Origin of the sequence: Methylovirgula sp. 4M-Z18 (genome assembly GCF_037890675.1) — a bacterium.
GTDB lineage: Bacteria > Pseudomonadota > Alphaproteobacteria > Rhizobiales > Beijerinckiaceae > 4M-Z18.
The window spans coordinates 3,693,685-3,712,620 of record NZ_CP149574.1 but is presented as its reverse complement, the minus strand read 5'-3'; the positions used below and the strand labels follow the sequence as shown (position 1 = coordinate 3,712,620).

Below are 18,936 nucleotides of genomic sequence, written 5' to 3'. Positions count from 1 at the left end.
ACAGCGATCGCCAGTCCGACTGCGAGGTGAACCGATGACGAATTTCATCTTGCGGCGGCTGGCATTCGCGGTCGTGACGCTCTTTGCCGTCCTCACTCTGGTGTTCGTGCTGGTGCGCATCGTTCCGGGCGATCCGGCGCTTGTCTTTCTCGGCGACCAGGCCGGGCGCGAGGCCGTCGAAGCCTTTCATCATAAATTCGGGCTCGATCAGCCGATATGGCGCCAATATATTGACTTTCTGGTCGGCGCTTTGCAGGGCAACTGGGGCGAAAGCATGAAGACCGGAGCGCCGGTGCTTTCGGAAGTCATGAAGGTTTTGCCTTGGACGCTCGAACTCACCGCTGCCTCCTTGTTGATCGGTCTGGCCATTGGGGTGCCCTTGGGTGTGTGGTCGGCCTTGCATCGCAATCGTCTGATCGACTACATCATTCGCATTGCGTCGCTGCTCGGCCTGTCGTTTCCGCCGTTCGTCTCGGCGATCATTCTCATTCTCGTCTTTGCCATCTGGCTGCAATGGCTTCCGGTGATCAGCGCATCGTCCGGCAGTTTCACCGCATGGTTTAGGTCGCTGGCTCTGCCTGCCGTCAATCTGGGGCTGATTACGGCTGCCTATATCACGCGCGTCACGCGCTCCGCGATGTTGGAGGTGCTCTCGGAAGATTATGTGCGTACCGCCAAGGCGAAGGGGCTTGAATGGAGCGTCGTCGTGTGGCGTCACGCATTCCGCAACGGCCTCATGCCGGTGATCACGATCACCGGGCTCTATATGGGGATGCTCATCGGCAATTCCGTGATCAACGAAACGGTGTTCAACCGGCCGGGCCTCGGCAAATTGATTATCGGCGCTCTGATGCAGCGCGATTATCCGATGCTGCAAGGCATGATGGTCGTCTACACATTGCTGGTCGTGATCGTCAATTTGATCACCGATCTGGCCTATGGACTTGCCGATCCGCGGGTGAAGTTGCAATGACATATGTGGCATCAGAGAGGACGGTATTCGGGAGCCGCGCGCTTGCGGGCATCGTCGCCGCTTTCAATACGAACAAGGCGTCGTGGGTCGGCCTTGTCGGATTCCTTGCCGTGGTTTTGGTGGTTGTGATCGCGCCGCTTTTCGGTCTGCAAGATCCCACCGAGCAGGATGTCTTCGCCAAGCTCGGGCCGCCGAGCGCGGAGCACTGGTTTGGAACGGATTATTTCGGGCGCGATATTTTTTCGCGGCTCATCTACGGCGGTCAGATATCTTTGTTCATCGGCTTTACATCGACGCTTATCGCCATGGTGGCCGGATCGCTCATCGGTATGGTTGCGGGCTGGTACGGTGGGCGATTCGATGTCGTGATCATGCAAGCGATGGACGTCTTGCTGGCTTTTCCGTCCCTCATACTCGGATTGTTGATCGTTGCGATGCTCGGACCTTCGATCGCCAATATCATATGGGCGATCGCGCTGACCTCGATCCCGTCCTTTGCCCGGATCGCGCGCAGCCCGACGATCGCGCTGAAAGAGCGCGAATTCGTCGATGCTTGCCGTGCCCTCGGCTTTTCCGACATGCGCATCGTGCTTGGGCATATTTTGCCCAATATCGTGCCGGAAATTTTGGTGATTGCATCGCTTTGGCTCGGCAACGCCATTCGCACCGAAGCGTCGCTCGCCTTCGTCGGCTTAAGTATCAAAGTGCCGACGCCGACCTGGGGCGGTATGATCGAAGAGGGCTTCCAGCAGATCCTCGACTCGGTTTGGATCGTATTGGCGCCGAGCCTCGCGATTCTGATCGTGACCTTTGCGTTGAACCTGCTCGGCGACGGCCTGCGTGATGCCGTCGACCCGAAACTGCGGGGTGAAGGATGACGAATAGCCCCGTCTTGCGCGTTCAAGATCTGAACGTGGCGTTCCGCGTCGACAATCAATGGCGCGATGCAGTGAAGAGCTTGTCGTTTGACATTGCGGCAGGCGAAATTCTGGCGATCGTCGGCGAATCCGGCTCCGGCAAAAGCGTGACCGCGCTCGCCACGATGCGGCTGCTGCCGCAGGCCAACAGCCGCGCATCGGGAAGCATTTTTTTGGGCGACTCCGACCTTCTCGCGTTGTCCGAAGAGGAGATGCGGAAGCTGCGCGGCAATGCGGTCGCCATGATTTTTCAGGAGCCGATGACGAGCCTCAATCCGGTCTTGACCGTCGGCTTTCAGCTGGCAGAAGTGCTGATCGCGCATCGCGGCATGGATCGGCGCGCGGCGGAGGCGGAGGCTCTACGCCTGTTGGAGCGTGTGCGGATCCCCGCCGCGGCAAGCCGTTTGGCGGATTACCCGCACCGTTTGTCCGGCGGCATGCGGCAGCGCGTGATGATCGCGATGGCCCTTGCCTGCAAGCCGCGCTTGCTGATCGCCGATGAGCCAACCACCGCCCTCGACGTCACGATTCAGGCCGAAATCATTGAGCTGATTAAAAGCTTGCAGTCTGAAGAGGGGATGTCGGTCGTCTTCATCACCCATGATATGGGGGTCGTTGCGGAAATAGCGGACCGCGTCGTTGTGATGTTGCGGGGCCGCAAGGTCGAAGAGGGGCCAACGGCGGAAATCTTCGCCTCGCCCAAGGAAGCTTATACACGCGCCTTGCTCGCCGCCGTGCCGCAACTCGGCTCAATGAAAGGCGAGCCGGATCCACAACGGTTCGCAATCGTGGATCCGGTGAGCGGCGCAGTGCAGCCGGCGGCGAGACGCGAGTCGACAGCGAAAATGGCGGAACGCCCCATTCTGGAAGTCGGAAATCTCGTGACGCGTTTTGACATGCGCGCTGGGCTTTTCAGTCGCGTCAGGTCGCGTGTTCATGCGGTCGAAAATGTGTCTTTTGCGCTGCATGTGGGAGAGACGTTGGCCGTTGTCGGAGAGAGCGGTTGCGGCAAATCCACTTTGGGCCGCTCGATTCTTCGGCTCGTCGAGCCTATCGGCGGTTCGATCGTCTTCGATGGGCAGGAGGTGCGAGGGCTCGGCAGATCCGGGTTGCGGGCGATGCGCCGCAAGATGCAGATGATCTTCCAAGATCCGTTCGCGAGTCTCAATCCCCGCAAAACGGTGGGCGCCGCAATTGCGGAACCAATCATCGTGCACGGCCTTGCCGATCGCCAGAACGCGCCGCGACGAGTCGCCGATCTCCTCGAAAAGGTGGGGCTCAAGCCGGATATGGCCAGCCGCTACCCGCATGAATTTTCCGGCGGCCAGCGTCAGCGTGTCTGCATCGCCCGGGCCTTGGCGCTGTCGCCCAAGCTGATCGTGGCCGACGAATCCGTTTCGGCGCTGGATGTCTCGATCAAGGCACAGGTCGTGAATTTGATGATGGATCTGCAAGCCGAACTCGGCCTGGCATATCTTTTCATTTCGCATGACATCGCAATCGTCGAGCGCGTCGCACATCGGATCGCCGTGATGTATCTCGGCGAAATTGTCGAAATGGGTCCGCGTGCTGCGATTATCGAGAATCCGCAACACGCCTATACGCAAAGATTGCTGCAAGCGGCGCCTATTCCCGATCCATCCCGGCGCAATCTGCGGCGTGCTGCCACGACCACGGAATTGCCGACGCCGGTGCGCAGCCTGGAATATGTGGTGCCGGAGCGTGTGTGGCGCGAAGTATCGCCGGGGCATGTGGTCATGATGTCCGGATAACTGCGCGACGCGAGTGGTATGAGGCGAAAGATCTAGCGTGGAATCACTGATGAAAGAAACGCCCTATTGGTGGGAAGCCGCGCCGCAGGAGGCGCAAGCGACCATTGAGCTTCCCGCGCAGGCGGACGTCGCCATTATCGGCGCGGGCTATACCGGCCTTTCCGCCGCGCTTACTTTGGCACGAGCCGGACGTCAGGTGCTGGTTCTAGAATCCGAAGCGCCGGGTTGGGGCGCATCGACGCGTTCGGGCGGAATGATCGGGCATGGGCATCGGCTCTCGTATTCCGGGCTGATCGCAAAATACGGCAGCGCCAAAGCACAAAGCCTCATTCGGGAGGGGATGGCGTCGCTCGATTTCGTGAAGACCCTGATCGATGCCGAGGGGCTCGACGCCGATTTGCAAAGAACCGGGCGCGTGCGCGGCGCGTGGACGGACGCGGATTATCTGACCATGGGCCGCGAGGCGGAGGCATTGAAGCGCGACTTCGGTCTGGACGTTGATGTGCTCTCGCAATCGGATGTCCGCCGCGAAGTGACAACGCAGTTCTACAAGGGAGGTCTCATTTTCCATAGCCACGGCGCGGTACATCCGGCCAAATTCCATCGTGCGCTTCTGCACAAGGCGCACGAGGCCGGTGCACAGGTGGCGGCTTTCACGCGGGTCAATTCCCTCGCGCCGGACGGGCAGGCTTTTCAAATTGCGACGTCAAGAGGAACATTGCGGGCGCGGGATGTGTTGATCGCGACCAACGGTTATACATTCGGCCTTTCCAGTGCGCTTGCCCGACGCCTCATTCCTTTTCCGAGCTTTATCATTGCGACGCAAGAGATCGGCACCGAGCTTGTCCAGCAGCTCATTCCCAATGGCCGCATGATCGTCGAGACGCGCGAAAAGCATCTCTATTATCGTCCTTCACCGGATGGCAAACGCATTGTTCTGGGCGGTCGCGCGGCCTTGCACCCGATCCCGCTGCGAAACGCCGCGCAAAGATTGCGCCGAGAACTTGTCACGTTGTTTCCCGCTTTGGCGAACGTCGCTATCAGCCATTGCTGGACAGGCCGAATTGCCATGACGAAGTCTGATCTGCCGGCCATTGGCCGGCACGAGGGCATTCACTATGTCTTCGGCTGCAACGGGTCGGGTGTCGCTCTCATGCCCTATCTCGGTCATCGTGCGGCGCTCAAAATCCTTGGCAAGCCCGAGGGTGCGACGGCCTTTGACGACGTCCCGGCGCCGTCGCTGCCGTTCTACAATGGAAGGCCATGGTTCCTGCCTTTGTTCACTTTGGCATACCGTGCGAAGGACTGGTGGCGCGGCGACTGAGTGTGCCACATGGACATTTTTCGCCCGGGTCCTATCTCAGGGAGGTTCCCCTCGTAGCGCGGGAGGGAACCGGGGCAGAAATGTTTGCAGCCGCTGCGCACCGATCTGGGCGGGCGAGGCGCTCCAGTGTAAAATACATCCTATAATGTATCTTTCTAATTCACGAAAAAGAACGCACCATCAAGGTCCAGGATCAAATATCTAAAAGACGCACATGGAAACATGGCACATGATGGGCGAGGGAGAGGCAAGATGCTGGTGGGCGTTCCGAAAGAGATCAAGAACAACGAGTATCGCGTGGGGCTCACGCCGTCTTCTACACACGAGTTGGTGCAGCACGGCCATCGGGTCATCCTTGAAAAGGGCGCGGGTGACGGGTCTGGCCTGAACGATGAAGAATATGCGCGCGCAGGTGCCGAGTTGGTGTCGACGCCCGAGGAGATTTTTCATCGTGCGGAGATGATCGTGAAGGTCAAGGAGCCGCAGCCGAACGAAAGAAAGCTGTTGCGCGACAATCAGATTCTCTACACCTACCTGCATCTTGCGCCGGATCCCGCCCAAACCGACGATCTGATCGCCAGCGGCGCGGTATGTATCGCCTATGAGACGGTCACGTCCGCATCGGGCGGCCTTCCGCTCCTGACGCCAATGTCTGAGATCGCGGGCCGGTTGGCGCCGCAAGTGGGGGCGCATGCGCTGGAAAAATCATCCGGCGGACGAGGCATCTTGCTAGGCGGTGTGCCGGGCGTGCCGAGCGGCGAGGTTCTCGTGATCGGCGCGGGCGTCGCCGGGACGCAGGCGGCCACCATCTCGCTGGGGATGGGCGCCAATGTCACCGTCGTGGATCGCGATCTCGAGACGCTCCGCCGGCTTTCGGCGCGGTTCGGCGAGCGCGTCCATCTCATCCATTCGACGCGCTCGGCCATTGCAGAATTGGTCCAGCGCGCCGATCTGGTGATCGGAACCGTGCTGATCCCCGGTGCTTCGGCGCCGAAACTGATCACGCGAGACATGCTGAAGACGATGAAGCCCGGCAGCGTCATCGTTGACGTCGCGATCGATCAAGGTGGGTGTTGCGAGACGTCGCACGCCACGACCCATTCCGATCCGACCTATGTGGTGGATGACGTCATTCATTACTGCGTCGCCAATATGCCTGGCGCCGTGGCGCGCACGTCGACACTTGCCTTGAACAACGCGACGCTGCCCTTTGCGTTGGCGCTCGCCGACAAAGGATGGCGGCAAGCAGTCATCGATGACATTCATTTGCGCCATGGGGTGAATGTTTGCGCGGGACAAGTTGTCTGCAAGCCCGTCGCGGACGCGCAGAATCGCGCCTATTCAAGCGTGGAGGCGCTGCTCTGACTCGTGCTTTGATCGGCTCTTCCCGCGTGCAAAAGATGCGAAATCCTTCATTCTGCATTGAGGCGGAGGCTTTTGAGGCCGACAGCGATTCGCCGCGTGTCGTCGCTGATGCCGAGTTCGGCCGGCGACACCGCATCGGGCAGAATGAATTTGAGCGTCACGACGCGATCCGGTCCAATGAGGTCAGCGGGGAGGTCCAAGCCGACCGTGCTGTCGGATCCGTCGACCGACAGCCAATCTTTCATATGCCGGCCGTTGACCGAAATTTGCGCATGCTGTGGATGCGTCGCTGGCGCGAAGGCGTTCAAGACGAGCTCTAGCCGAACGGCGCCAGTCCCCGGAGCAAGAAATGACAGATCTGCTTCGTGGCTGCTTGTCCAGCGTCCCCAAGCTTCATCCGCATCCCAGCCGAAGCCGAACAATTGGTCGCTCAAGGGAGTGGATTGGCCGATGGAAACCCACGTGCCGATCGGAAGTTCAATCAAGCCAGCCGACAGATCTTGCCCAAAACCTTGCGCGTCGCCTGCCTTGACGCACAGAATGACGCCATCGAGCACGCGGCACGCGTGTTCGTTGTGCGGTATTGCGTAAGCATGCGCTGCTCTCTGGAAGACATAGGCGGTGTCGTTTGCAAGCCCGCTTTGCTGCAGATCTGCCGGCATCGTTTGGCAAAAATAGTCGATCTGAGACGGGCTGGTGCGTCCCGCATAAAAGCTGTTGAGGCTCATGCGGTGTTCGCCGGCGAGCTTGCCGAAGATCCAATAGCCGAATTCGCCGCCCGGTGTTTCGTGAGCCCATTCGCACTGCCAAGCGGGCATCACCACAAGATGCCGATATCGGTGCGCAATGTCCTGCCATACCGGGCCGTTCGTGAAGACATCCATCTGGGTGCCCGAGAAGACGCCGATGGGAGTGCTCGACCACGTGTGGCGGACTTCCTTCCGCAGGCCGCGCAGGTCGACAATTTGAACCGCGAATGCACAAACGCATGCCAGCGCGACGTACCGGCCAAAAACGATAAAAGCCGCGCTCACGATTCCGGCGAGGGCGAGATAAAAGGCGGGCCAAAAGAGACGTCCAGATGCGCGGAAGGCACTGAGCACCTGCACAATTGGCGGCGGCGCGTGCAAATCGTAAATCACATGGGAACCAACCGTTGCCTTGAGCGTAAGAGCGAGCAACGTGCAGGCCACAAAAACCAGCCAGCCGGGCCACGCATCTCGCTGAAAGAGATGAGCCAAGACCATTCGTGGCTGGCGGATGAGGACGGCAAAGCCCAAGAGCAGAACGCCCAATCCAAAATAATTATAGCCTTCAACTTGAAACCTGCTGACGTATGACTGCTGTCGCAAGAGGAGCGCAGGAAAGAACATCGGGTCGATAGGCGCCAAGAGATTCATGGAAACAAGGCCATAGCCAATGCCGGCGTAGGCACCGGGATCATTCGGGCGCAAGAAGCCGAAGAGGAGCCAAGACAAAAGCATGGCGGTTACGGCGCAGATCATGCCAGTCAACGCAACGAACAGGCGCGGCCCGAGCAACCTCTGCGTATCCTCCGACGCGGTGAGGGTCGATCTGAGATAGCCCGCGCCGATGAGCGATAACGACAGGACCGCAATATAAGGGTTGATCCCCCCTGCGACGGCGGCGATCGCGACGCTTGCCGAAATGTGGCGCCACGACAGGCGGGCTGAGCATGTGAGATAGAACTCCAGTGCGGCAAGGACGAACCAGTGGCTTGCAAGCGCAAAGTCCTGTGCCGCGCGCAACAAGAGGACGGGTGCTGCCAGGAACAGCAACCCGCCTGCCGTTCCGGCCACCCAATCTCCGCCGCACAGCCGGCGGCAAATCCGGCTGCCAAAATAAAATGACAGCGTCGCGCACAGCGTCCACCACAGCGTGAGATATTGAAAGGGCTCCGGCAGCCAATGCCGGAACGGCCACAACAATGTCGCGACAAGGGGAATTGAATCGAGATAGGCGATCGGCTCACCCTTCGGATAGCCGAGCGCCGACGACCAGCCCAGAGGCCAAGTCAGGCGAGGTTCATGGCGAAAGAACAGCCAACCCATGTAGCTTTGGGCGGGGTCCTCCGGCAGGATCGAAATGTTGGTGGGATCGAGCGGACGCAGGCCGTAAACATAAACGCTATATGAGACGCCGACCGCGAGGAAAAATATCGCGCCGCCCACGAGCCAGAAGTATCGGACCACGGCTTTCTTCCGGCGGCCGGCCGGCGGTTCGCCTGCGGCCATGAAACCGGCCTGCCCATCATCCCATCGAACCATTCGGAGCGCCCCAACATCGATCTCAGTCGCCTAACCTAGTTACCGGACAAAGGCCATGTCCAGGCGCGGTTATTTAATTTGCATGTTGACATAAAGATATCTTTATGTATCGTATATCTCCATATCGCATTTGAAGTGTTGAGCGTCGAATATGTCCGCGATCGATGAACTCTTCGGGCCGGTCGCCGCCGAGCGGGACGGATCCGAGATTTTGGCCGCTCTCCACGCTGCCGCGCGGGAACGTATCCTCATCCTCGACGGTGCGATGGGCACCCAGATCCAAGGCCTCGGTTTCGGGGAAGATCATTTCCGTGGCAGCCGCTTCATCGGCTGCGCTTGCCACCAGCAAGGCAATAACGACCTCCTCATCCTCTCGCAGCCGGCCGCCGTCGAGGAAATCCATTATCGCTACGCCATGGCCGGCGCGGATATTATCGAGACAAATACATTCTCCTCGACGCGCATCGCCCAGGCCGATTACGCCATGGGCGACGTGGTCTACGACTTGAACCGGGATGGCGCGCGGCTCGCGCGGAGGGCTGTGCGGCGTGCCGAGCAGCAGGACGGGAAGCGCCGCTTCGTCGCCGGCGCGCTCGGTCCGACCAACCGCACCGCGTCGATCTCCCCGGATGTCAACAATCCTGGCTACCGCGCCGTGACCTTCGATGATTTGCGCCTCGCCTATCGCGAGCAATTGCGCGGGCTGATCGACGGCGGCTGCGATATCGTCCTCATCGAGACGATTTTCGATACGCTCAACGCCAAGGCGGCCATCTTTGCCAGCGAGGAGATTTTCGCCGAAAAGGGCATTCATTTGCCGGTGATGATCTCAGGCACGATCACCGATCTTTCCGGCCGGACGCTATCGGGCCAAACGCCGACCGCGTTCTGGCATTCGGTGCGGCACGCGAAACCCTTCACCGTCGGTTTCAACTGCGCGCTCGGCGCTGCCGCCATGCGCCCGCATCTGGCGGAGCTCGCCGGCGTTGCCGATAGCCTCATCTGCGCCTATCCGAATGCCGGCTTGCCGAATGCTTTCGGCCAGTACGATGAGACTCCGGAGTTCATGGCCGCTCAGGTCGAGGAGTTCGCGCGCGAAGGGCTGGTGAATGTCGTCGGCGGCTGCTGCGGTTCGACGCCGGAGCACGTTGCGGCTATTCGCGAGGCTGTTACGAAATACGAGCCGCGCGTGGCGCCCGAACGCTCGCCGCTCATGCGATTGTCCGGTCTCGAACCGTTCACGCTCACCAAGGACATTCCCTTCGTCAATGTGGGCGAACGCACGAATGTCACCGGCTCGGCGAAGTTCCGTAAATTGATCACCGCCGGCGATTTTGCCGCTGCGCTGGACGTCGCGCGCGACCAAGTCGCAAACGGCGCGCAGATCATCGACGTCAACATGGACGAGGGGTTGATCGATTCCAAAAAAGCGATCGAGGAATATCTCAATCTCATCGCCTCGGAGCCCGACATCGCCCGTGTTCCCGTGATGATCGACAGCTCCAAATGGGAGGTGATCGAGGCGGGGTTGAAATGCGTCCAGGGCAAGCCGATCGTCAATTCGATCTCGATGAAGGAGGGCGAAGACTCGTTCCTGCATCACGCGCGGCTTTGCCGGATGTATGGCGCGGCGGTGGTCGTCATGGCGTTCGACGAACTTGGCCAGGCGGATACGAAAGCCCGCAAGGTCGAGATCTGCACGCGCGCCTATAAGCTCCTGACCGAGCGGGTCGGCTTTGCGCCCGAAGACATCATTTTCGATCCCAACGTATTTGCCATCGCGACGGGCATCGAGGAGCACGACACCTATGGTGTCGATTTCATCGAGGCGACTGGGGATATCATCGCCACGCTGCCGCATGTGCATATTTCGGGCGGGGTTTCCAACCTGTCCTTTTCGTTCCGGGGCAACGAGCCGGTGCGTGAAGCGATGCATGCGGTGTTCCTCTATCATGCGATCCAGCGCGGCATGGATATGGGCATCGTCAATGCCGGCCAGCTCGCGGTCTACGAATCGATCGATCCCGATCTGCGGGAGGCCTGCGAAGACGTGGTGCTGAACCGCGCGCCCAAGGGCGGCGGGACGGCCACCGAGCGGATGCTGGAGATTGCCGAGCGCTACAGGGGGCAGGGCGCCAAAGAGGCACGCGAGAAGGACACCGCTTGGCGCGAGTGGCCGGTCGACAAGCGGCTGGAACATGCTTTGGTCAACGGCAACACGGAATTCATCGATCGGGACACGGAAGAGGCGCGGCAAAAGGCGAAGCGGCCGCTCGACGTCATCGAAGGCCCCTTGATGGCGGGTATGAATGTGGTTGGCGACCTGTTCGGCTCCGGCAAAATGTTCCTGCCGCAAGTGGTGAAGTCCGCACGGGTCATGAAACAGGCGGTGGCCGTGCTGCTGCCCTATATGGAAGCCGAAAAAGCGGCCAATGGCGGTGGCGAACGCGAGAGCGCCGGCAAAATCGTAATGGCCACCGTGAAGGGAGACGTCCACGACATCGGCAAGAATATCGTCGGCGTTGTTCTGGCCTGCAACAATTATGAGATCATCGACCTTGGCGTGATGGTGCCGGCGACGAAGATCCTGGAGACGGCGCGGGCCGTGAAGGCCGACATTATCGGTCTCTCGGGGCTGATCACGCCCTCGCTCGATGAAATGGTGCATGTCGCTTCGGAAATGGAGCGCGAGGGATTCGATATTCCGCTTCTCATCGGGGGAGCGACCACGAGCCGCGTGCACACGGCAGTGAAAATCCATCCGCGCTACCACCGGGGGCAAGCCTTCTATGTCACCGATGCGAGCCGGGCCGTCGGGGTCGTATCAAGCCTGCTCTCGGCCGAGGCCAAGCCCGGCTATGTCGAGACGATCCGGGCCGAGTACCGTAAAGTGACCGAAGCGCACGAGCGCGCCGAGCGGGAGAAGCAGCGCCTGCCGCTCGCCAAAGCCCGCGCCAATGGGCTCAAGATCGACTGGGCGAATTATACGCCGCCGAAACCGTCTTTCCTCGGCACAAAGGTATTCGAGACGTGGGACCTCGCCGAGCTGGCCCGCTATATCGATTGGACGCCGTTCTTCCAGACATGGGAACTCAAGGGCCGCTATCCGGCGATCTTGGCGGACGAGAGGCAAGGACCGGCCGCGCGGCAATTGTTCGACGATGCGCAGGCGATGCTCAAGAAAATCATCGAGGAGAAGTGGTTCGCGCCAAGGGCCGTCATCGGCTTCTGGCCGGCCAATGCCGTAGGGGACGATATCAAACTCTTCACCGATGCAAGCCGGGCAAAGGAGCTGGCCACTTTCTTCACGCTGCGGCAGCAACTCTCCAAACGTGACGGCAAGCCGAATGTCGCGCTTGCGGATTTCGTGGCGCCGCGGGAGAGCGGCAAGCTCGATTATGTCGGCGGCTTCGTGGTGACAGCCGGCATCGAGGAAGTCGCCATTGCCGAGCGCTTCGAGCGGGCTAACGACGACTACTCGTCCATCCTGGTCAAGGCGCTGGCGGACCGTTTCGCCGAGGCTTTTGCCGAGTGCCTGCATGAGCGGGTGCGCAAGGCGTTCTGGGGTTATGCGCCGAGCGAATCGTTCACGCCCGACGACCTTATCGGCGAGCCTTACGAGGGCGTTCGCCCGGCGCCCGGCTATCCGGCGCAACCCGATCACACCGAGAAGGTCACGCTCTTCCGCCTGCTCGACGCGCAAACCAAGGCGGGCGTCACTTTGACCGAGAGCATGGCCATGTGGCCCGGCTCGTCCGTCTCGGGTCTCTATCTTTCGCATCCGGACAGCTATTATTTTGGCGTCGCGAAGGTCGAGCGCGATCAGGTCGAAGACTATGCCGCGCGCAAGGATATGGACATCCGCGAGGTGGAGCGCTGGCTCGGCCCGATCCTCAACTACGTGCCTGCTCCCGCCGCCAAGGCGGCCGAATAGGGGCCTGTCGCATTTATACACAGCCGATGTCGCATTCCGGCTCATCCGCACTTCGGGAAGGTGCATTATTCGACCAGTTCGAGGTGCCCTTCGGAAATTGTCCGCAGGGATAATTGGGAAGCCGGTGTGACGCCGGCGCTGCCCCCGCAACGGTAACAGAGCCTTTGTCTCGATAAGAAACCACTGGGAGAACAAGCCTGGGAAGGTGTTGAGACAGTTCAAAAGGACGGCTCCGAAGCCCGGAAACCAGCCTTGGGTATGAAACTTGACTGATCGCGGTGGGCGGTCAGGAGGCAGGGCGTTTTGGGCTGGGGCTTGAGGCTCCGCCGGCGTTAAAACTTCCTCCATCACCACCAGTTCAGTCCTTGAGCAAAAGGACAGAACATGGATACGCGTAACGACATGCTGAAACTCCTTCGCAATCGCCGCGAAGGCTTTAGCCTCCCCCAGGCTTTCTATACCGATCCCGCCTTCTTCCAGCTCGACCTCGATCTGATCTGGTATCGCGACTGGCTGTTTGTCGGGCACGATTGCGAAGTTGCGAAGCCGGGCAGTTTCTTCACGGTGCAAGTCGGCGCCTATCCGATCGTCGTGCTGCGCGACCGTGAGGGCAAGCTTCGCGCGTTCCACAATTCCTGCCGCCATCGCGGCAGCCGGGTTTGCAACGCCCAGAAAGGCACGTCGGCGCGACTCGTCTGCCCCTATCATCAATGGACCTATGACCTCGACGGCAAGTTGCTGTTTGCCCGGCAAATGGCGGAAGGCTTCGACAAAGCCGAATTCGGATTGAAGCCGGTCGCCTGCGAAAGCGTCGCGGGCTACATCTTCATTTGCCTAGCGAAGGAGCCGGCAGAATTTGCGCCGGTCCGTCAGATGATGGAGCCTTATTTTGCGCCGCATCGGCTCGGCGAAGCCAAGGTCGCCTTCGAAAGCACGATCATCGAAAAGGGCAATTGGAAGCTCGTGTGGGAAAACAACCGCGAATGCTACCATTGCGTGGGCAACCATCCTGAACTGTGCAAGACGTTTCCCGAAGCGCCAACCGTTACCGGCGTGCAAGGCGCGGAAGATGATCCTGAGATCGTCGCCCATTGGAACAAATGCGAGGCGGCCGGGCTGCCGTCGCGTTTCCAGATCGACCAGTCCGGTCAATTTCGCGCGACGCGCGTGCCGCTTCTGCGGGATGCCGCGAGTTACACGATGAACGGCAAGCCCGCGGTACAGCGCGGTTTGTCGCACGCGGTCACGGAAGGGCGGATCGGTTCACTGCTGCTCTACCATTATCCGACGACCTGGAACCATATTCTTGGCGATCACGCCGTCACCTTCCGCGTCCTCCCGATCAGCGCGACCGAAACCGCGGTGACGACCAAATGGCTGGTGCATAAGGATGCGGTCGAGGGCGTCGACTATGACCTCGCCAATCTCACCCATGTCTGGACCGAGACGAACGATCAGGACCGCCGAATCGTCGAGGAAAATGCCTTTGGCATTGCGTCGCCCGCTTACGAGCCTGGACCTTACTCACAGATGCATGAAGGCGGCGTGCTGCAGTTCGTCGACTGGTATACGCGGTTTATCGAACCGCGCCTGAGCGAAGGCGGCAAACCCGCGCTGCGCAGCGTTGCCTAGAGGATATGAGTCATGAATGCGCTCACCGAATTTCGTCTGAACCGGCATCTCGACGAGATGGTGCCGTGGAACGACCGGCAGCAGCTCCTGGAGATCATCGATATTGTCGACGAGGCGCCGGAGGTGAAAACCTTCACCTTCCGCGCCGACGGGCAAACGTGGTTTCGCTATAAGCCCGGCCAATTCGTTACGCTCGAATTGCCGCTGCCGGACGGACCGCTGATGCGGACCTATACATTGTCCTCCTCGCCGTCGCGGCCGTTTTCGATCGCCGTTACGGTGAAGGCGCAAGGAGGCAGCGTCGGCACGCGCTGGATGTTCAACCACCTCACCGTCGGCGCGCGCATCCGCGCCTTCGGTCCGGCGGGCGATTTTTCCCTGCACAGCCATCCGGCGGCGAAATATTTCTTCATCTCGGCGGGGTCCGGCATCACGCCCATGATGTCGATGCTGCGCTGGCTGAACGATTGTGCTCCGGCGACCGATGTCGCCTGCCTCAATTGCGCGCGCCGGCCGGAGGATCTCATCTTTCGTGAGGAACTCGAGCTTCTGGGCCAGCGGATGCCAAGATTGGCGCTTACTTTGATGGTCAAGGGACGATCGATGCGCGAAAACTGGTTCGGCCATGTCGGCCGCCTTGATGCCGCGCGCCTGCCTCTGCTGGCGCCGGATTTTCGTGACCGGGAGATATTCTGCTGCGGTCCGGACGCGTTCATGCGGTCGGTGCGTGAGATGCTGGGGGCGGCCGGTTTCGACATGGCGCGCTATCACGAGGAAAGTTTCGCGATGCCGGTTGCTCCGGTACGCGAAACGGCGCCTGCTGCGGCTCCTGCGGTTCCATCTGCGGATGCGATGCAGATTCGCTTCGCCCTGTCCGATGTCGAAGGTTTCGGCGCGCCCGACGAGAGCCTGCTTACCATCGCCCGCGCGGCAGGCGTGCGGATTCCCGCTGCCTGCGAATCCGGCTTGTGCGGTACGTGCAAGGTGAAGAAAGTATCGGGCGACGTCGAGATGAATCACAATGGCGGCATTCTCGACGAGGAGATCGAAGAAGGATTTATCCTTGCCTGCTGCTCGCAGCCGAGGAGCGCCGTCGAGATCGAGGCGTGATGCACCGGGTGTTGCCCAAAACGCGCGCTCTGCGCCGTTGCGGCGTCTGATGGGGCTGAGAGACGTGACCGCCGGTCAGAAATGATCGGCGCATCATTTGAATCAAATTGCGAACATATATATAGCTGATATTATTGTATAAATTTGTATTTGCCAAAATCCGGGATCGCGGATGAGGTTGCGGAGACGACTCCTTAACTCTACGCTGGCTCCATCTCGCCGCTGCGAGTCTCCACGCCATGTCGGACTGTCCCTGGTTTTGCCGCAGAGATTCATCACGCCTAGCCCATGTCTCCATCGGATCTCCATATTCTGCTCATTGACGACAATCCGGTCCGGGCCGCGATGATCCGCGAGGGCTTGCTGGACGCTGGCCATGCGCGTGTGACCGTGATCGTCGAAATGCGGCATTTGCTGCGGCAGGTTGTCGACGTCGAGCCCGATGTGATTTTGATCGATCTTGAAAACCCCAATCGCGATGTCTTGGAAGAAATGTTTCACGTCTCGCGCAACGTGCGGCGGCCGGTGGCCATGTTTGTCGATCAATCCGACAAGGCCTCGATGGAAGCGGCGATCGACGCGGGCGTCTCGGCCTATGTGGTCGATGGCCTGCGCAAGGAGCGGCTGAAACCGATTCTCGACATGGCGATCAGCCGTTTCAATGCGTTCCATCGGTTGAGGGAGGAACTCGACCGCACCAAGCAGGCCCTCGAAGACCGGAAAGTCATCGACAAGGCCAAAGGCATTTTGATGAAGAGCCGGCATATTTCCGAGGAGGAAGCCTACACGTTGCTGCGCAAGACGGCGATGAACGAGAGCCGCCGGGTCGCCGATGTGGCGCGCGGCCTGTTGATCGCAGCAAAACTCTTGGGGTGAGGAGCTTGATTTTGGCACATTCGGGCAAGGCAAGACATCTGACCCTCGGCTTCATGCCGCTGACCGACAGCGCGACCTTGATTGCCGCCAAGGAAAAGGGCTTCGCGGCGGACGAGGGCCTCGATCTGACTTTGATGCGCGAGACCTCGTGGGCCAATATTCGCGACCGCGTGATGTTGGGGCATTTCGATGCCGCGCATATGCTCGGTCCGATGCCGGTCGCCTCGACGCTCGGCGTCGGCCACGTGGACGTGCCGATGATCGCGCCCTTTTCCCTCAGCCTGGGGGGCAATGCGATTACGCTGTCGCTGCAGGTTTTTGCGGCGATGGAGCGGGAAGGCGCGACCCTTCGGTCCGAGCCCGCCGAAATGGGGAAGGCGCTGGTGCAAGTGATCACTCGCCGGCGGGCGGATGGGCTTGCGCCGTTGACGCTCGCCGTCGTCTATCCCTATTCAGGGCACAATTACGAGCTGCGATACTGGCTGTCGGCCTCGGGCATTCACCCCGATAATGACGTCCGCCTTATCGTGCTGCCGCCTTCCTTCATGGGCGATGCCATGGCGAAGGGACAGATCGACGGCTTTTGCGCCGGCGAGCCGTGGAATTCGCTGTGTGTCGACGCGGGCACGGGCGTCTTGGCCGTCACCAAATCGGCACTCTGGCGGCAAGGGCCGGAAAAGGTCTTGGGTTTCGGCGTGGATTTTCCCAAGCGCGAGCCGGAACGTTTTGCCGCATTGCTGCGCGCTTTGTCCCGCGCTGCCCAATGGGCGGGCAATCCGGCCAATCATGGCGAACTCGCGGAACTTCTGGCGCGGCCCGGCTACGTTGCCGCTCCTGCCAACATTCTGATCCGAGCACTGAGCGGCAAGATCCTTAGGCAAAAAGGCGCGACAGCGGAGGTGCTACCGGATTTTCTCGTCCTGCACGCGCATGCCACCAACTTCCCGTGGCAAAGCCATGCCTTATGGTTCTATTCGCAAATGGTGCGCTGGGGGCAGGTGACATATTCGGCGGATATGGCGGCGAAAATCGGCCAAGTTTACCGCCCGGATCTCTACCGCGCCGTTTTGTCAGAGACCGGTATCGATCTGCCGCGCGCCAGTGCCAAGGTGGAGGGGGCGCTGAAAAACCCCACCGGCGTCGCCTCGCGCCGCGGCACGATGGTGCTCGGCCCCGACGGCTTTTTCGATGGCCGCCTTTTCGACCCCGACCGGCTCGAAGCCTATATTGCGGGCTTTGGCGATTAAAGATTGTGCAAAGCAACGCCATTTGAACAACATTGATGCTGCGTCGCACAATATTTGTTCTTGTGCCCGGCATGCCTCCAGCTTACTCTTTGATTTAGAGGGAAGATCCTCATTCGCGTAACAGGCCAATGACGGCCGCACACGCTTTTCTCGAAATCCGGGCCTGAAGGTCCGCACGTCCGCTGCTGGGCGTTGAATCTGCCGCCGCCGGCTGTTTGTCCACGCGTTTTGCATGGCCGAACGACGGCGGTTTGTTTTTTCTCGTCTTGGAGCATGGCAATGATCAGTAGGGACTTTTTCAAGGCCGGGCACTGGCCGACCTTGTTTGCATCTTTCTTCTATTTCGACATGAGCTTCATGGTCTGGATCCTTTTGGGTCCGCTCGCCGTGCAAATCTCGGGCGATCTGAAGCTCGACGCTGCGCAAAAGGGCTTCATGGTGGCGCTTCCAGTTTTGCTCGGTGCATTCTTGCGCGTCGTGAACGGGGTGCTCGTCGAGGCGATGGGCCCGAAGCGCACCGGCATCTTGAGCCAATGCATCGTGATTGGCGGTCTTCTCGTCTTTTGGCTGCTGAGCCCGCAGAATTACGGCGCGCTGCTGGCGCTTGGCCTGGTGCTGGGCTTCGCCGGCGCCTCCTTCGCGGTGGCGCTGCCGCTGGCCTCGCGTTGGTATCCGCCGCAATATCAAGGCACGGCGCTTGGCATTGCCGGCGCCGGCAATTCTGGCACTGTCTTCGCCGCCCTGTTCGCACCCGCCCTTGCCGCCATCTACGGCTGGCATAATGTCATCGGCCTTGCCGCCTTGCCGCTCGCCGTCGCGCTGATCGCCTTTGTCCTGATGGCGAAGGACAGCCCCAACAAGCCGCCGCGCAAATCCTTCAAGCAATATCTCGACGTGCTGCGCCAGAGCGACGCTTGGTGGTTCATGCTCTATTATTCCGTGACCTTCGGCGGCTTCTCCGGTCTCGCCTCGTCGCTCGGCATCTATTTCAATACGCAATATGGCCTGTCGCCGGTCACCGCGGGCTATTGCACGGCCTTGTGCGTGTTGGCCGGCTCGTTGGCGCGCCCGCTGGGCGGCGCCATGTCCGACCGGTTCGGCGGCATTCGGGTGCTGAGCCTACTTTATGCGGTTGCTGCCACGGCTTGCGTGCTCGTCAGTTTCGGCTTTGGTCAGCTTTGGCTCGGTCTCGGCATTCTGTTTATCGGCATGTTGGCGCTTGGCATGGGTAACGGCGCCGTCTTCCAGCTTGTGCCGCAGCGTTTTGGCGCCGAGATCGGCATTCTGACCGGACTTGTCGGCATGACCGGCGGCATTGGCGGGTTCTATCTCGCCTCCAGCCTCGGACTGTCGAAGCAATTCACCGGCTCCTATCAGATCGGCTTTCTGATTTTCGCCGCCCTCGCGGCTCTCGCCCTCCTAGCCCTGCATGGCGTGAAGAACCGTTGGCGCAGCACCTGGACGGTGGCCGACGGCAGCGCCCCGGCGCGTATCTGAG

Annotated in this window: 12 protein-coding genes and 1 riboswitch; of the genes, 11 read left to right on the top strand and 1 reads right to left on the bottom strand. The window is 60.5% G+C overall.

From position 1 onward, the window contains the following. The first annotated feature begins 34 nt into the window (after positions 1–34). The 5 genes from V9T28_RS17145 (at position 35) to ald (ending at position 6,351) form a co-directional block, all read left to right on the top strand. The gene (locus V9T28_RS17145) at positions 35–973 is read left to right on the top strand and encodes an ABC transporter permease (protein ID WP_116400243.1); all 939 of its coding nucleotides are present in this window, start codon (positions 35–37) and stop codon (positions 971–973) included. Then, positions 970–1,851 (top strand): ABC transporter permease, encoded by an 882-nt coding sequence (locus tag V9T28_RS17140; RefSeq protein WP_116400242.1) that lies wholly within the window; start codon positions 970–972, stop codon positions 1,849–1,851. Before V9T28_RS17145 ends, V9T28_RS17140 begins: the two co-directional genes overlap by 4 nt. Further along, complete coding sequence (locus V9T28_RS17135; protein ID WP_116400241.1) at positions 1,848–3,662, top strand: ABC transporter ATP-binding protein; 1,815 nt, start codon at positions 1,848–1,850, stop codon at positions 3,660–3,662. Before V9T28_RS17140 ends, V9T28_RS17135 begins: the two co-directional genes overlap by 4 nt. A gap of 49 nt (positions 3,663–3,711) precedes the next feature. Further along, positions 3,712–4,986 carry an NAD(P)/FAD-dependent oxidoreductase gene (locus tag V9T28_RS17130; RefSeq protein WP_116400240.1) on the top strand — a complete coding sequence of 425 codons (1,275 nt, stop codon included), beginning with the start codon at positions 3,712–3,714 and terminating at the stop codon, positions 4,984–4,986. 252 nt (positions 4,987–5,238) lie between these two features. Next, the gene (ald, locus tag V9T28_RS17125) at positions 5,239–6,351 is read left to right on the top strand and encodes an alanine dehydrogenase (RefSeq protein ID WP_116400239.1); all 1,113 of its coding nucleotides are present in this window, start codon (positions 5,239–5,241) and stop codon (positions 6,349–6,351) included. Between the two features lie 47 nt (positions 6,352–6,398). Here ald and V9T28_RS17120 read toward each other — a convergent pair whose 3' ends face one another. Then, the gene (locus V9T28_RS17120; protein ID WP_116400238.1) at positions 6,399–8,639 is read right to left on the bottom strand and encodes a DUF6311 domain-containing protein; all 2,241 of its coding nucleotides are present in this window, start codon (positions 8,637–8,639) and stop codon (positions 6,399–6,401) included. A 151-nt stretch (positions 8,640–8,790) separates the two neighbouring features. On the opposite strand from V9T28_RS17120, the gene metH reads away from it, so the two are divergent. The 6 genes from metH to V9T28_RS17090 all read left to right on the top strand — a co-directional run bounded on the left by metH (position 8,791) and on the right by V9T28_RS17090 (position 18,935). Next, entirely contained in the window at positions 8,791–12,573 is a 3,783-nt protein-coding gene (gene metH / locus V9T28_RS17115) for a methionine synthase (RefSeq protein ID WP_116400237.1), read from the top strand. Between the two features lie 64 nt (positions 12,574–12,637). Continuing rightward, a riboswitch (cobalamin riboswitch) is annotated at positions 12,638–12,842 on the top strand. A 115-nt stretch (positions 12,843–12,957) separates the two neighbouring features. Beyond that, positions 12,958–14,205 carry an aromatic ring-hydroxylating oxygenase subunit alpha gene (locus V9T28_RS17110; RefSeq protein ID WP_116400236.1) on the top strand — a complete coding sequence of 416 codons (1,248 nt, stop codon included), beginning with the start codon at positions 12,958–12,960 and terminating at the stop codon, positions 14,203–14,205. Positions 14,206–14,217: 12 nt separating this feature from the next. Continuing rightward, entirely contained in the window at positions 14,218–15,315 is a 1,098-nt protein-coding gene (locus V9T28_RS17105) for a hybrid-cluster NAD(P)-dependent oxidoreductase (protein ID WP_116400235.1), read from the top strand. A 288-nt stretch (positions 15,316–15,603) separates the two neighbouring features. Then, on the top strand, positions 15,604–16,191 hold the full coding sequence (locus V9T28_RS17100; RefSeq protein WP_116400234.1) for an ANTAR domain-containing response regulator: 588 nt from the start codon (positions 15,604–15,606) through the stop codon (positions 16,189–16,191). A gap of 11 nt (positions 16,192–16,202) precedes the next feature. Then, entirely contained in the window at positions 16,203–17,438 is a 1,236-nt protein-coding gene (locus V9T28_RS17095) for a CmpA/NrtA family ABC transporter substrate-binding protein (protein WP_245424042.1), read from the top strand. A gap of 279 nt (positions 17,439–17,717) precedes the next feature. Beyond that, a complete protein-coding gene (locus V9T28_RS17090) occupies positions 17,718–18,935 on the top strand; it encodes a nitrate/nitrite transporter (RefSeq protein WP_116400233.1) in 1,218 nt (405 codons plus the stop codon). The last annotated feature ends 1 nt before the right edge of the window (position 18,936 follow it).